Raw genomic sequence first — 15449 nt, 5'->3', positions numbered from 1 at the left:
TAAAACCACCCTATCAAGACTCAGCGATAGTCGTTTAAGAAAAGCCCTCTATATGGCTGCTTTAGTCGCCAAGCGATATAACAAAGCTCTCCTCTGCTTTGTAAAAGGTAAAACCCCAAAAACAATTATCTGTGCTGTTATGCGTAAACTAGCCCATATCATCTTTGGCGTTCTTAAAAATAACAAACCTTTTAATGAAAATTGGGCTTGCTTTTAAAGACAGTATCTACGTTTTGCGTATGCAAATTGAGGAAGGGTTTCGAGATCTCAAATCGACTAAAGATGGCTTTTGATTCGAGCATGTTTAGCCCTGTATTGTCCTTCTTATATTTGCTTAAAATTACCGCTGTAACAGTAATTTTTGAATTTTAAATCACTTAATACCTAGTCAACGAGAAAACAGGGCGATTTTCACTGCTATAACAGTAATTTATAGCGAATTTATACAGGGATAATGAAATATTCACTGTCTTTTTCTCTTTTTTACTGCTATAACAGTAAAATACAATTAATTCATGGTATTTACATGCCCACACTCGAGATTGCGAATTTAGTCCATTACTACCGCAAGCAAAGCGGCTTATCGCAACAGGAATTAGCCCGGTTAGCGGGTGTCGGCAAGACGGTTATCTATGATATTGAAAAAGGGAAAGAATCGGTGCGGTTAAACACCTTGCTCAAAGTATTCGATGTTTTAAATATCCAAATGAAATTTGAAACACCTTTTCCTCAGGCAACGGATAAGAATTCATGAGAAAAGCATACGTATCAGTGAATGGCATTAAGGCTGGAACATTAGAAGAATTACAGGGTGGAAAATATCAATTTACCTACTTTGATGAGTATCAGGGGGCACCTGTTTCTCTCACAATGCCGTTAACCAATGAAGCCTATGACTTTGACGTATTCCCCCCCTTTTTTGAAGGCTTACTTCCTGAAGGCATTATGCTTGAAGCCCTGTTACGTAAATACAAGATAGATAGAAACGACTATTTTGGCCAGCTCATCATAGTTGGCCAGGATGTAGTAGGCGCAGTGACTATTGAGGAATTGAAATGAAACGCTGCCCTATTACTTATGAAAGGATTAGTGACCAGGAAAACTATTCAAAACGTGGATTGCATTTGCTTTCCCCCCAATTAAATAACCTTAGTCCATTGGATTTAAGTGCTGATGAGCAGCGGCAAGAAGCCATTGCTCGAGTCGGAAAGATGTCTATTCAAGGTGTCCAAAAGAAACTAAGCGCAAAACTGAAGATTAAAGAGGGGTGTTTTGAAATCGTTGATCAACATGGTCATTATATTTTAAAACCACAAAGTGATAGTTATCCGGAGTTACCGGAAAATGAAGCCATTACAATGACTCTTGCCAAAACCATTGGCCTTGAAGTGCCGGTTCATGGTTTGGTTTATTCTAAAGACAACAGTTTGACCTACTTCATTAAACGGTTTGATCGAGTAGGCCACAATAAAAAATTAGCTTTAGAAGATTTTGCACAACTATCAGGCGAAGATCGACATACAAAATATAAAAGCTCCATGGAAAAAGTGATTGCCGTTATAGAACAGTTTTGTACATTCCCCAAAATTGAATTCGTGAAATTATTTAAGTTGACCTTGTTTAACTTCCTGGTCGGCAATGAAGACATGCATCTCAAAAATTTTTCCCTAATAACAAGGGAGAGGAAAATTTCCCTATCACCAGCCTATGATTTACTTAACTCAACGATCGCTCAAAAAAACACCAAAGAAGAAATTGCCTTGCCCCTAAAAGGGAAAAAAAATAATTTAACAAAGAGTGATTTTATTAAATACTTTGCCGTTGAAAAATTAGGCTTAAACCAGAACGTCATTGATGGGATCCTACAAGAATTCCAGCAAATAATACCTGAATGGCGAAAGCTGATTGGTTTCAGTTTTTTATCCCCACAGATGCAGGAAAACTACCTTCAATTGCTCGATCAACGATGGAAGCGATTAAATTTTTTTGATTAACTGATATCAGCCGTCTCCATCTTATGTTTAAGAATAAAATTCGCTAATTCAGGTTAAAGCCAATTCTCAATGTTTGGTAGATCCTGGTTGCAAGCAACCAGGCTACAATAACCTCTGCTTTGCGATTCTCAAGACTCTACTTCTGCAATGGCTTGATTTAGACGTTCTTCGTTTTTAGGACGAGCCCTTAGATAAAGGGTTGCTTCGTATAATTTAAAAATATGTTCAATATTTGTTCATACGGGGTTTTATAACTATACTAAAGAAAAGTTACAGACCCTGTCCGAAGTAAAACAGCCCTGCTCAGGAACTGAAAAATAGGAGCGGGTCTGTCAACGATTGGAACAGCGATTTCTGTTAGAGTCAGGAGGTAGGAACGATGACTAAGCACGAAAAGAGAGAAAAGCAATCTAAAACACTCCATAAAGAGGAAAAGGTTAATCCTAAAGACCTGGAAAAGGTAAGCGGAGGTCGTTTGGGAGGACCAATCCCGGGCTGGATTGATGGCAGGCCAAGAAAGCCAAGACCCGGATAAAGGAAGGCGCCGTTAGCATGACAGTGCATGCACTATTAAAACCTCAGAGTGTGGAAGAATTTTCAACTACGTTTCTGAATTACGGCCTCCTCGCCAACGCTGCATTACTTATAGCTATATTTATCCTTTTGCAGGAGCTTTAGCAGGTATACTGATGAGTGCAGGAGTCTTTAATTGGGATTTCCATTCCTGTTGCTTCTTTTATTGGAATAATCGGCGCTATTTCCGTATTTAAAGTCGTTTTTATTGATAAACGCGAATTGAAATGTGCCTGCGTTGGCGGAGACAGCAATGTACCTTTAGGGTTTCTATCTTAACCGAAAATGATGACAGGATGGCTCTGGCAATGCGAGTAAGCTGAATATTTCTAATCCACATAATCGAATTCCAACCTCCTGCAGAACCTTTAATTCTTCAGATTTAATATATACTTATAAATCATAGGGCAATGGCACGTTTCAAGGACGATGAATGAAATCAAAAATACTGGACTTCTTTTCTAAGTTACGAGCGAGTTATTGGTATATCCCTTTGATAATGTCTGTCATTGCACTTCTACTTTCTGTTTTAACTTTACGTTTAGATCATTTATTTGTTTGGCAATGGTTAGAAAAATGGGGATGGTTTCATGCCAGCAACCCCGAAGGAGCTCGCAGTATTTTATCCATAATCGCTACATCAATGATTACCGTAGCCGGAGTTACCTTCTCGATGACCATTGTAGCCGTCGCTTTTGCTGGCAGTCAGATTGGTCCAAGACTGACTTCAAATTTTATGAGAGATAGAGCAAATCAAATCACATTGGGCACTTTTATTGCTACCTTTTTATTTTGTTTATTTATTCTATTAGCTCTTTTTAACTCGAATAAAGAAGGGATTTCACAGATTAATGGGCAAGTTTTTATTCCTCAAATCTCTTTGCTAATTGCTATCGTGCTCACTATAAGCAGCCTGGTGGTTTTGATTGGCTTTATTCATCACATCCCCGAAAGCATAAATATGTCGAATGTGATTGCCCAGGTTGGAGAGGAATTAAATCGTCAAATCAGTTCTCAATTTCCCATCAATATAGGCAAAGAATACGCGCAAAAATCACCAGACTTGTCTTCACTAAAGAAGACGATTGTATCATCCACTACTCAGGGGTACATTCGTATCCTGGAGGGAAATTCACTAATTGATATTGCCACAAAAAATGATTTCATTATTCAATTAGAAGTACGTCCTGGTGCTTATATTACTGAAGACGTAACCCTACTCGTTATTTACTCATCTAAAAACGTGGATGAACAGATTAAAAAACAATGTACTGAAGCGTTCGCGTTAGGCCTTAAACGCAATCAAGAGCAGGATATTCTTTTTCTGGTAGATGAACTGGTTGAAATTATTGCCCGCGCCTTATCACCAGGTATTAATGATCCGTTTACAGCCATAACCTGCCTGGATTGGCTTCAATCAAGTGTACAAAAATTATCGAAAGAGGACGAGCCGTCACCTTATCGCGCCGATAGTGAAAATAAATTACGGTTAATAACAAAACCGATTACCTTTGAGGAATTTTGTGATCTAATATTTGTCAGAGTACAACCTTATGTATGTAAAGATAGGAACGCAACTTTTCATATGATGGAAATGATTATTTCCATCCATAAAGCACTCATAAATCCGCGACAGAGAGCTATTATAAGCGCCCATGCATTTTCACTTAAGGAAGCTGCAAATGAAAGTCTTCCACTTGCCGAAGACCGTAAAAAACTTTTAAGTCTATATGAGCATCATTTTGTTAATAATATAGACTAGTGAACTTTCCTATTAATCCTGGTCATTTGTTTCACATAAATTATACCCCATATAACCCCTAATAGAGCTGCAGTAACGGATCCCAGAAGTACTCCCAATTTTGCAGCATTTAAAAACCTCATATCCTTAAAAGCTAACATGGCAATAAACATTGACATAGTAAATCCAATTCCGGCAAGGAGTCCTACCAACCAAAGACCTTTCCATGTGATGCCATCTGGTAAATGACACCATTTTAACTTTATGCAAGCCCAGCTTATTCCAACAATCCCAATAGGTTTTCCACAAACCAGTGCGACAACAATGCCCGTTATAATATATAACTCTGAGGCAGAATAAGTACTACTACTGAGATTTATACCCGCATTTGCTAATGCAAATAGTGGCATGACGATATAAGCAATCCATGGATGTAGTGCTTGCTCAACTCGAACTACTGGAGGTAATAACTCTCTTTTAGCCACTTGAAGCTTCTGAAGTAGTCGCCTTTGACTATGCCCTTGTTCTGACTTTATATCTCGTCCTGTAAGCTCGCCAGTAATACGTAATAATAAATCTAAAGGATGCTCAGACATAGGCTTGGATCTCACAGGAGTCATTAGACCAAGAATTACTCCTGCTAAGGTAGGATGGGCCCCACTCATAAGGATTCCAAACCAAACAAAGCTTCCTGGAATAAGATAGCTCCATGCTGAACCAATACCAATGCGCTGAAAACCCAATACCAATAAGATACCTATTCCTGCTGTTAGAAATCCCAAATAATTGAGACCTTCGGAATAAAATAAAGCAATAATGAGAACAGCAATAATATCGTCAATAATAGCTAAAGAAAGCAAGAATACTCTAATTTCGCCAGGAATAGAGCGGCCTAATAAGGCTAGTATTCCCACTGCAAATGCAATATCAGTTGCCGTGGGAACAGCCCAACCATTTTGTTGTATTGGTGCAAAATTAAAAGCAAGAAAAATTATTGCTGGAATAATAACCCCACCGAAGGCCGCAATAACAGGCAGGATTGCTTGCTTGATTTTGCTTAAGGCCCCCTCATGCAGCTCACTACGAATTTCCATACCCACAACAAGAAAGAAAAAGGTCATAAGAATATCGTTGATCCAAAAATGAAGTGACTTAGAAAATTCAAAGCGTCCTAAACTAATAGAAAGTGATGTATGCCATATATTTGCATAGCTATCAGCCCACTGGGAATTAGCCCATATTAGCGCTATTGTGGCCGAAATAAACAGGAGGACACCGCTCACAGCTTCAATATGAAGAAAATGTTCAATTGACGCAAAAGCACGCGCAGCCAAAATTTGAGTACGCCGCGGCTTGGGATGGGGCTTTTTACTCATCACCATGGAAATCCTTCGTTGATTAAACAGGAAAGTAATAATCAAATCATGGTATTATAATAAAGTGTGGCCTGCACCACGAAAAATGATGGGTTACAATTTTTCTGCAAAAATAATTTCCACTGAATATACTGTGAGAATTGTTTCTAAAGCTGATCCATAAGAGAAGCAAGATAATAAGGTTATAGAGAACCTTATTATCTTGTTTTAGTGATTAATATTGGGATTTAATGATAAGGCCAGCTGCAAAGCCAACTGCCCCAACCACAACAACTCCAATTTCTTTCTTATGATTCCATAACTTGGTAAAAAATGAAGGTTGATAGGTTGGCTCAGTCCTGATTTCCTCTTCCTGAACTGGTGGTTCAGAAGTGATGGTTCTTTGAACTCCCATCTCTTCTTCAGAACGGGACGGTTTGCGGGCAAAGAAAGGACATTTGCTAATAGCTTGCGTTGATATTCTGGTTCTTACTTTTTCTTTATCAACAGGCTTTACTTCAGCCCTCACAATCGTATCCATAGGAATTCGCAACGATTTTGCCAATTGCGGATCCAAGTGGGCAATTAAAGGTTGAAGCCCTGCATTGATTCCCTTTGACCCTTCTGATTGAGCGGTGGTTAAGGGGTATTCCTGTAGTTTTAAACCAATTCCGTACAAAATTCTTAACCCATGCGTTAATTGCTCCGCTTCTTGGGTCGTTAAATAAGACATGGCTTCTTCGGTGCTAACGCCAGGTTTTGCAAGATGACAAATTAACGCCGGTAGTTTATCCAAACCCAGTTCTTTGCGTAAAATCTGTAACACAGGTCCGCAATAATCAAACTGAGTGCCAGTAATAACTCGCTCATCACGGTCTTTAGGGAAGTTTTCTGTGACAACAGCTAATTCCTCGATTATTCTTTGCGCAGAATCCTGATCCAAAACGCTCGATAAAAGATCATATAAATCACTCTTTCCTTTTTGAGAAAAGGCTTCAGGCAATAATTGTTCTACAATCATTTCTTCTGCAACTAACATCGCAGTAGACAACACGGTTGCGACATGGCTGCCAGTATTAAAAGAAGGGCTAACTAAATAACCATTGACTTCAGCATCAATGAAATCACGATGGCTCTGGATAATCACACTATCATCAAAGGCTCGAAAGATAGGCTGGTCTGTACTGTCTTTCATATCAAAAGCATAGGCAATTGCCTTTAAATTGTTATAAGTCACCGCAAAATTATTCGTAAACCTGATAGGTAAGACTGTTCGCTTGCTTCGCGGCTGACTCACACGCAACGGTTGCACCATTTCATCCTGCAAAGCACCTACCAGAAAATCATCCACACAGGAGGGATCGTCTTGTATGGCTTTTTGCATCCGACTGTAAGCGACGGCCAAGGAAGTGCTGAGCAATGGTCGTGGATCAAAATTGTATTTTTGTAAGTAATCAAAAATGACATACATCGCATTAAAAGCCTGGTTTTGAATAAACAAACCTAAACCACTGCTATTAACCAGGTTACCTGCTTGTAAAATTTTTTGCTGTGCCGGGCGTTTTTCATAAAACCCCCCTTCTGAAATGGCTGTCACGCGAATGATGTCTTCTGTTATTTCTTGTGGCAATACCTCCCCTGTTTCGGCATGGATAATCCAACCTAAGGGAGCAAAATTTTCATGTTCAGGGGTAGAAATGGCCAGTCCGTTAGATTCCCGGGTATATTCCTGCCTGTCATCCATATAAAAGCCGAGCTTGCTTATCTGCGCAACTTCAGGCGTCAAACTAAATTCGGAAAATACTTCTGCAACCGGTTTCCCTGATTCCCGTAACGCTTTGTCGATCGCTTCTCGCTCACTGGGACTAAGAGAAGAAGGGCAAGCTAGATAAGTGAACCCTTGTTTGGTCAGTTCATAGCGCATATTTCGGCCAACATTCCATACGGGAGCGTGAATAATATCCCATAGCCCTTGCTCGCCATAGGTCGTTTGTCTATTCACATGAACCAGAGGCTGTGCCCTTTCGTTTAATAATTTTGAACGGCCTAATGATAAATGACTTGTAAACTCTAAGGATTGGCCAACCGCTTTTGGGCTCATGGCGTCAGACCCATCGAAGAACATATCAACCTCATCATTGCCATGTGCAGGTCGTTCTACAGGGTTGCTCGAGTAATCAAATTTTGCAACTTGCTGTAATAATCCAGCACGTTGCCCCTGTCCTAAATGAAATCGAATGACTAACGCGCCAATATTTTTGAAGCGTTCAGTAAACGCTTCGAGTGGGCTTAACTCTGAATTAAAATCAATGTATCCTTTTTCATCAAAGTTACCTTCTCCATACTGGGCACCTTGATAAGACAAAGTAATCCCGGGATAAGATTTTTTGTCTTGCTTGATTTGTTCATAAATAGTCGTCTTAGATTGCATAATAATCACTATATCTAAAAAAATGCGTGCAGTATATATCATGATTATTAAGGCCATATTAACACCAAATTGGTTATTATATTTCCAAAAAAGAGGCAGCGTTGAGCTATTGAAGAACGATATTGGGGAGGCCCTGCAATCGCCCCCCATAGATTAGCTTGTTTGCTCTAAATTACATGGCAGCGGTATATCGAGCCCCATCGTCAAATCTGCCTTTTAGCTCAACAAAATTTCTTGCTGGCTGGAAAAAAGTAGCCTGGGTCATTGAAAATTCAGGCTGGACAGGCATCATTTCCGGAAGCTGTAAAAGCTTGCAATAATGTGCGGTAAGCAACATGCTCTCTTCAAGATTTAAATTATTTTTCTTGAACCATCTTATTAATGCATCAGTATAATCGGCACAATCTAATTGATAGTCACTGGGCAAGAACTTTCCTAAATGAGCACGCGCTTTAAGTACCTCCAGGAAAAATGCGGTGATTTCTTTCTGAAACGCCTCATGCCCAGGTATGTTAATGTCAGATACCATATCCAAAGAACAAACATGCTTCCCTGCCTGATGCCGGGTAATCGATACGCCCCCGTTCGTCCCTTGCAGGTAGCGTAAATACATCCCGGATACAATGGGGTAATAACCTTTCTTGTTGTATTCCTGTAAGGTCGTAAATACCTTTTCCAGTGCAACGACTATCTCATGATGGTCGGCGCTTACTTCAAATAACAAACCAGTATCCTCGACATTACGCGGATAGCCGGTTTGATGATGAACGGAGTCATACCAACGTGAAACAGAGGTTTCACCGGTGCTTCCGATCACCAGGGGAAGCACCACATATTGCGCAAAAAATGGGATCCAGGAAGGATATCGGCACAGAAATTCGCTCACATGCAGGGAGTCGAAAATCCTGGTTTCCATTTCTTGCTTCACATGGGTTAAGGGAGTACGGGCATTCCGATCCAAATCGGTCTTCTCTACGGGACGCCAACGGTATACACAGACATTTTTAAAGGTTCGATTAGTCAACTCATCCGGTTGGTAGGTAGGCATAAGATAAACACTGGTATAAGGATCACGTTCCAGTAACCCGTCTTTAATCTCTTCGATTAATTGAGCGACACTCATAACTTCTCTGCTGCATTCTAATTTTTTGGCTTCAGTACATTGAATTTCGGCACTTAAAACAAAACCGAACAATCCCTGGTGGCCCGAGCAAATTGTCTCAAAATCAGGATGACTGGCATCAATCGTCACAATTTCCCCATTAGGCAGACAAAGGGTCATGGATTTGATAAGACCTGATACACCCGGTTGGTCTTTTCCGGTGCCAATGCCACTGTTGGCTGCCAAACCAATAAACGAAATATAGGGATTTAACGAAGAAGTAGGTAAAGTCAGGTTATATCGCTCATAGAGCTGTTCATTGATTTCACCCACTTGCATACTGGCGCCAATCGTGACGACTTGATGCTCCCTGTCAACGGCTTTAATTTCCGTAAATTCTTTTCCTACCAAACGAATAACAATGTCGGCATCCTCTACACCGTGTACTGAATAGGATTCACTGTATTTTTTTCCTCGCCCTCCAGCCGCAGGCCTTACCAGGATCCGTTGTGCAGGATCTTTCTTTTTATTTAAAGCAGTAATGAACTTCAGAACCGCGCTTAATGATGCCGTATCATTAACATCTAATACCAAGGCATTTTTATTTCTTCTAAATTTTGAATAATTTGTCCATCCAGTGGATGATTTAACTTGCAGATTATTTAAGTGAATAAAACGCAGTAACACAGCACGCTCTTTTGGAGAAAACGCCATCTCGCACCTCATTTAATATTGGTTAAAATGGTTAATATCTGAGCAAAATGACCGCTTAATTTAAAGCGAATTGTTTTCCAGGCAAGATTCCAATTTGGAATTAGAAAGACTAATGCCCGGTTTGATGTATTGCAGCCACGGTTATTATTGCGCTATTTTAAGTTAACGCGTTCACTCTTTAATTGGCATTAAAACCACCTGGTTTTGTACCTCCAGTTAAAGTCCCTTATGGTGGTAGAGTCCTATGATCGATTCGTCATTAATACACCTCTCCCCTTTCTATGAGCTGACTTCACTCCTGATATTGGCAACCACCATAGGTTTTTTCTGTCTGCTGCTTCGACAGCCAACGATTGTTGGGTTCATCATAGTAGGGATACTGGTGGGGCCTGCCTTTCTTGGGATTATACAGTCCCATGACCCTATCGAATTATTGGCTGAATTAGGCATTGCTGTATTGCTTTTTCTTGTCGGCCTGAAACTGGATCTCCACCTGATAAAAACCTTAGGCCTGGTTTCCCTGGCTACAGGGCTTGGACAAATCGTGTTTACGTCCCTGATTGGTTTTTTTATCGCCAAAGGTCTCGGCATGGATTCAGTAACAGCGCTCTATGTCTCTGTTGCGCTGACATTTTCCAGTACCATCATCATTGTCAAACTGCTTTCAGATAAACATGAAGTGGATTCCCTTCATGGCCGTATCGCGCTGGGATGTCTTATTGTGCAAGATCTGGTGGTTGTCTTAGCCATGATAACCTTATCCACCCTTGCTATTGGCAGCGGGGTTGGCCTGACAACACATATCGTCAAAGTCTTTTTATACGGTATAACACTTTTTGTCTTTGTTGGTCTATTCCTCCGCTATCTGGCCAATCCTTTGGTCAACCGCATGGCCCACTCCCCCGAGTTATTAATTATTTTTGCCATAGCCTGGGCAGCACTTATGGCCGCTTTGGGTAGTTACTTTGGCTTTAGCAAAGAACTGGGGGGACTGATTGCAGGGATCTCATTGGCCTCGACGCCGATCAGGGACACAATTGCCGCAAGACTATCTCCCTTGCGTGACTTCCTATTACTTTTTTTCTTTATCGCATTGGGCTCACAACTGAGTTTTAACCAGCTTGGCCATCAGGCCGCGCCAGCAATCCTGTTCTCTTTATTTGTCCTGGTTGGAAATCCACTCATCATGCTGGCAATTATGGGTGCGATGGGGTATCGCAAACGCACCGCTTTTTTAGCCGGATTGACTGTCGCGCAAATCAGTGAATTTTCGTTGGTGTTTATGGTCATGGGAGTATCGTTAGGTCATGTTTCAACAGACTCGTTAGGGTTAGTCACTCTGGTGGGATTAATTACCATTGCCCTTTCGGTTTATATGATTACTTATTCGCAAACTCTTTATCGTTGGTTGGAACCAGGCCTGTCCTTTTTTGAACGCAGCAATCCCTACCGGGAAAATATAGAAATTCCTCCTTCAATCCATAAAAATAACTATGACATTGTCATTTTTGGGTTAGGACGGTTTGGTAAAGCGATAGCAAAATTATTAATTGCGAAAAAATTAAATGTCCTGGCTGTTGATTTTAATCCCGACGAAATCAGGGAATGGGAGTTTCAAGGCTATGACGCAATCTATGGGGACGCCTGTGATATTGAATTTCTGGCTTCCTTGCCTTTAAATCAAGCAAAATGGATTATTTGCACGATTCCACAACACTTGCTTGGGGTAACCTATCAAGATCCAAGAATCATTTTGACTGAAACCATAAGACAAGCCAAAATCTCTAGTTATATCGCAGTAACGACACACCATACTTCGGAAATAAAATCATTAAAAGCACGGGGAGTTGATGTCGTTTTACAGCCCTTTTATGATGCGGCAACCAGGGCGGTTGAAATAATCGCGGCGCTATCAGAAAGCAATCCAACGAAGGCTGGCAAAGAATAAACTATCAATCTTTTAGCACATCACCACCACTTATTTGTAGTTGGGATCAACCAGTTTTATTTTTTCTTCCGGATATAAATAGTTATCCAGATTTTTGTATTGGAAAAATCTGACCTGGGGAATTATAAGCCAAGATAATATTGATTTATCTACGATTAAAACAGATGCAATACTGATTAGCACAGATGATTACCACCTAGCAGAGCCAATTTAGCCTGTCAACCCCTATGCATAATGGCAATATTGTGGAATAATATTGCCCAATTGCAATAATATTTGTCTATTAATATGAAAGTAAAAGCAATTCCTTTAATACTCGCTATTTTTTTTCCTGCCGCTTTATTCGCAGGTACTGCAACTTGCCCTTTACCAAACGGGATCAATGTCCACACTGCAAAGCGACTTTTAACGATCTGTAAACACGGCTCTGTCGTTAAGAGCTTTGATGTCGCTCTCGGATACAAAGGTGTGGGTAAAAAACGAGCGGGTGATAATAAAACCCCTATTGGTTTATATGGGTTAGCTTATCCAAGAAAATCCAATCAATTTAAAGTCTTTATTCCAATTCTCTATCCGACTGCCAAGCAAAGGGCTGCAGGCTATACAGGCAGGGATGTCGGTATCCATGGACCAACCCAGTCAGCCAGTTTGTTTGGTTGGTTAAGCCACTTACCAGGCGCAACGCGTGGATGCATTGCTGTGGGTAAAAATAACTATATTGAATATGTGGCGAACTGGGTAAAAACGAATCCTGGAACCAAGGTTCTCATTATTTAAGTAAGATTTATTTTTTAGATAGCCATCGCGAGCTTTATTCTAAATGCCGGTTAACAGCATGGATAAAGCTCGGCATTAACCTCGCCAGCTCTTAAGCACGTTCAATCAACTCCCTCACAATATTAACGATTTGCTGCAGGCCCGCTAGTCCAGCAATCCAGACACTCCAATACCGCAACAGGGGTGCCTCTTTTTTATAGGATTCGGTTAGCGGGAATCAACCCTATGGGTAATTTTACCCATCCACACTTTATACTGACTGCCTTACAATTGCCCACAAAAGACGTCCATCACCATGATGCCACTGTTATTTTGGGGAGTAATCAATGCCTGGTTCTACTAATAAGCGCGATATTGCATTATTGGACGTAGATAACACCGTACTTTTCGGTGCTGCTCCAAACACAACTTATAATGATGATTTACTCGATGCCCTCCTTGAGGCAGGCGTTCGTGATATTTATTTGTTCACCTCCATGACCATTAATGCAGAGGGTGTTATGGAACGGCAAACACTTGCAAACCATATGGAAAGCAAAGGATTTAAAGTGCATGGAGTTATTACTCCCAGCGATATCTTTTGGCATTTGGATCAGGAGTTAATGAAGGGCTTCCTAAGCCATTTTAAACGTCCTGATAATAGTTTAACAAAAACACTGTTAGAGCAAGATCAATATAGTGCCATTAATTTTGCGATTGAGTCTCAACCAGGGGTTGCTTTTGCACTAGCCTTGAACAATCCTGAAAGTATGGCTGGCATCACAGCACATAGCCAGGCAGCGAATAGTGTTCTGGGGCTAGTCAAGAAGGCTAACGATGAATACCTGACTGAAAAGGGCCACATGTATGACTTATTTATAAAACATAAGCCAGAATGGGTGAACCGTATCATTTTTGTCGATGACGCCAATGACAATATCAACGCGGTTGAAAAAGCGAATGAGAAATACAAATGCCAACTATTCGCTGTTTTAAATAGAGACAAGCAAAATGCCTGCGAGCTTCCTGCTTCGTTTTACCAGGAATCGTTTGCTTCACTGATAGGTAACCATCGTTTAAGACAGTTATTAGCAAGCTATTGTGATGCGAAACAAAACAATAGCCGGCAGTCCTCATCATTTAGCTGGTCTGCGTTTTTCCATAAGGCCCTATCTCCCGCTCAAGAAGAAACCGCCATTGCTGCTGTACAGAAGGCACTGGACAATGAAGAAACCGATCTGCTGCCTCATCTAGCAACTCTACGTCAGGGGGAGCTTGGGAGTACAATAAGACGCTTTGTCAAAAGCGGGGCAGCAAATGCATTATGCGGTAAGAAAATTTCGACTGTCAGTGAATTGGTTAAAGCGCTTCATAACCAGGTCAATGGTCAAAATAGCGTTGTGTTTGAAGTTTAGGTTCAGTCCTTCCTATTAATGGCAGGATGCTCTAGAGGACGTGCCCCTTTTAAAAAGAAGCCTTGATGTCCAATGCGGAATCAAGGCTGCACAACTCTAGATTTTCAAACCTGCTGAGCTGTCTTCAAGCAAATAAAACCCATTATTTTCTCCATCAGTACCTGGGTTGTGTGCTTTATGTACTGGGGGATTAGAAGGTAATGCGTACTCGATTAATAAACCAAGGGCAATTACACCGACTAATAAACCGCCAAACTCCTTGGAACAAACCTCTAAATCCAACGCTTTGGTTGTAGCGGCTATTAATCCAATAACAGCACCTTGGGCTGCTGATTTTATCGCCCTGTTATTGTTATTTTTAAAACTGAAAAAATCAAACATACATTCACTCCCGCCTTTGCGTGATGTTAAAAATTTTCGCATAGTACCATATTTGTTTGCAGAAACCAGTTTCTAATTGGGTGGTTGCTGTCCAAACGATTACGCAGTTTAATTTGAGGAAAACCTGTATTCCGCCCACCGCACCCAAACTATCGATTACTTTAACAACAACCAGCACTCTGTCATTAATTCTGTTTCAGCCACCTCGTGATCAAAATTATAATAACAAAAAATACAAGGCAAATTTCCCAGCTCTTCACCGGATTCCGGTAACCAATCACGATATAATCCATACACTGTGTCACCAATAGTATTGCGCGAACCCTTGTGTACAGCTACTGCATAACGACCCGCTGGCAATCGTTTTTCTATAACCTCCCCTTCAAGTTTCAATTGCTCAGGTACGGTAATACCAAGATCAAAACGAAACTCTGCAGCAGGTGTTGTTTGCGGATCATCATAGGCAAACCCAAACGCTTCCCCTGCTTTGGGTTTCAGGTTAATCGTTTGCGCTTTAGCCCAGTTGATTAATCGATTAACGCTATCCCCTACTTTTTGCGGATCACCACGATGTTCTAACACCGCCAAACGCCTTGCCGCCATGTTTTTGATACTTACATGCATTGTCATTTCACCTTGTTTAGGCAAACAATACGGCTGTTGCTCCCACACTTGCCAGCTTGACTGGGCTCTAAACTCACTTGGATTAAGATGGCAAGCTTGTTTAAATGCTCGTGTAAAAGATTCATGGGATTCAAAACCCGCATTGATTGCAATTTCAATTATTGATTTATCTTTGTTAACAATTAACTGGTGGGCGGCCCTTTTCAAACGCAGCCAACGAACATATTGTTGTAACGATAAACCCGTATAAGCAGTAAATAAGCGATGAAAATGATATTTTGAAAAGCAGGCAATATCACTCAACTGGTTTAAAGTGAGTTTTTCGTCAAGATGCTTCCCGATAAACTCGATTACCCTGTTTAATTGACGTTCATAATTCATACTGTTCTCAATTCAAATGATCACTTTATTTACA

Annotated in this window: 13 protein-coding genes and 1 pseudogene; 9 read left to right on the top strand and 5 right to left on the bottom strand. The window is 40.7% G+C overall.

Annotated features, from left to right (window positions below):
- The 6 genes and pseudogenes from Lfee_RS06785 to Lfee_RS06765 form a co-directional block, all read left to right on the top strand.
- A pseudogene (locus Lfee_RS06785) lies at positions 1–217 on the top strand (IS110-like element ISStma4 family transposase); the annotation flags it as partial.
- 309 nt (positions 218–526) lie between these two features.
- Positions 527–754, top strand: a complete 228-nt coding sequence (locus tag Lfee_RS06780) for a helix-turn-helix transcriptional regulator (RefSeq protein ID WP_058445222.1) — start codon at positions 527–529, stop codon at positions 752–754.
- Entirely contained in the window at positions 751–1059 is a 309-nt protein-coding gene (locus Lfee_RS06775) for a HipA N-terminal domain-containing protein (RefSeq protein ID WP_058445176.1), read from the top strand. Before Lfee_RS06780 ends, Lfee_RS06775 begins: the two co-directional genes overlap by 4 nt.
- Positions 1056–1994: a HipA domain-containing protein gene (locus Lfee_RS06770; RefSeq protein WP_058445174.1), complete on the top strand. Its 939-nt coding sequence runs from the start codon at positions 1056–1058 to the stop codon at positions 1992–1994. The genes Lfee_RS06775 and Lfee_RS06770 overlap by 4 nt, the downstream gene beginning before the upstream one ends.
- Before the next feature lie 379 nt (positions 1995–2373).
- Positions 2374–2529 (top strand): hypothetical protein, encoded by a 156-nt coding sequence (locus Lfee_RS16945; RefSeq protein ID WP_156413368.1) that lies wholly within the window; start codon positions 2374–2376, stop codon positions 2527–2529.
- A gap of 471 nt (positions 2530–3000) precedes the next feature.
- A complete protein-coding gene (locus tag Lfee_RS06765; RefSeq protein ID WP_058445172.1) occupies positions 3001–4329 on the top strand; it encodes a DUF2254 domain-containing protein in 1329 nt (442 codons plus the stop codon).
- On the opposite strand, the gene nhaA is transcribed toward Lfee_RS06765, so the two are convergent.
- The 3 genes from nhaA to Lfee_RS06750 form a co-directional block, all read right to left on the bottom strand.
- Positions 4326–5684 carry a Na+/H+ antiporter NhaA gene (nhaA, locus tag Lfee_RS06760; RefSeq protein WP_058445220.1) on the bottom strand — a complete coding sequence of 453 codons (1359 nt, stop codon included), beginning with the start codon at positions 5682–5684 and terminating at the stop codon, positions 4326–4328. The two genes, Lfee_RS06765 and nhaA, sit on opposite strands and share 4 nt — an antisense overlap.
- 214 nt (positions 5685–5898) lie before the next feature.
- Positions 5899–8151, bottom strand: a complete 2253-nt coding sequence (ceg17, locus tag Lfee_RS06755; protein WP_269147455.1) for a Dot/Icm T4SS effector Ceg17 — start codon at positions 8149–8151, stop codon at positions 5899–5901.
- 115 nt (positions 8152–8266) lie between these two features.
- A complete protein-coding gene (locus Lfee_RS06750) occupies positions 8267–9910 on the bottom strand; it encodes an FAD-binding protein (RefSeq protein ID WP_058445170.1) in 1644 nt (547 codons plus the stop codon).
- Between the two features lie 244 nt (positions 9911–10154).
- Between Lfee_RS06750 and Lfee_RS06745 the strand changes: the two genes are divergently transcribed.
- From Lfee_RS06745 to Lfee_RS06735, 3 genes are all read left to right on the top strand, one after another.
- Positions 10155–11858, top strand: a complete 1704-nt coding sequence (locus Lfee_RS06745) for a cation:proton antiporter (protein WP_058445168.1) — start codon at positions 10155–10157, stop codon at positions 11856–11858.
- 288 nt (positions 11859–12146) lie between these two features.
- Positions 12147–12635 carry a L,D-transpeptidase family protein gene (locus Lfee_RS06740; protein ID WP_058445165.1) on the top strand — a complete coding sequence of 163 codons (489 nt, stop codon included), beginning with the start codon at positions 12147–12149 and terminating at the stop codon, positions 12633–12635.
- Between the two features lie 326 nt (positions 12636–12961).
- Positions 12962–14029: a hypothetical protein gene (locus tag Lfee_RS06735; protein WP_058445163.1), complete on the top strand. Its 1068-nt coding sequence runs from the start codon at positions 12962–12964 to the stop codon at positions 14027–14029.
- A gap of 96 nt (positions 14030–14125) precedes the next feature.
- Here the strand turns inward: Lfee_RS06735 and Lfee_RS06730 are convergent, their stop codons facing one another.
- Together Lfee_RS06730 and Lfee_RS06725 are read right to left on the bottom strand one after the other, a co-directional pair.
- Positions 14126–14410 (bottom strand): hypothetical protein, encoded by a 285-nt coding sequence (locus Lfee_RS06730; protein WP_058445161.1) that lies wholly within the window; start codon positions 14408–14410, stop codon positions 14126–14128.
- A 156-nt stretch (positions 14411–14566) separates the two neighbouring features.
- The gene (locus tag Lfee_RS06725) at positions 14567–15415 is read right to left on the bottom strand and encodes an AraC family transcriptional regulator (protein ID WP_058445160.1); all 849 of its coding nucleotides are present in this window, start codon (positions 15413–15415) and stop codon (positions 14567–14569) included.
- Between the last annotated feature and the right edge of the window lie 34 nt (positions 15416–15449).

This window comes from Legionella feeleii (assembly GCF_001467625.1).
Classification (GTDB): Bacteria; Pseudomonadota; Gammaproteobacteria; order Legionellales; family Legionellaceae; genus Tatlockia; species Tatlockia feeleii.
This window is presented reverse-complemented; position numbering and strand designations above follow the sequence as displayed.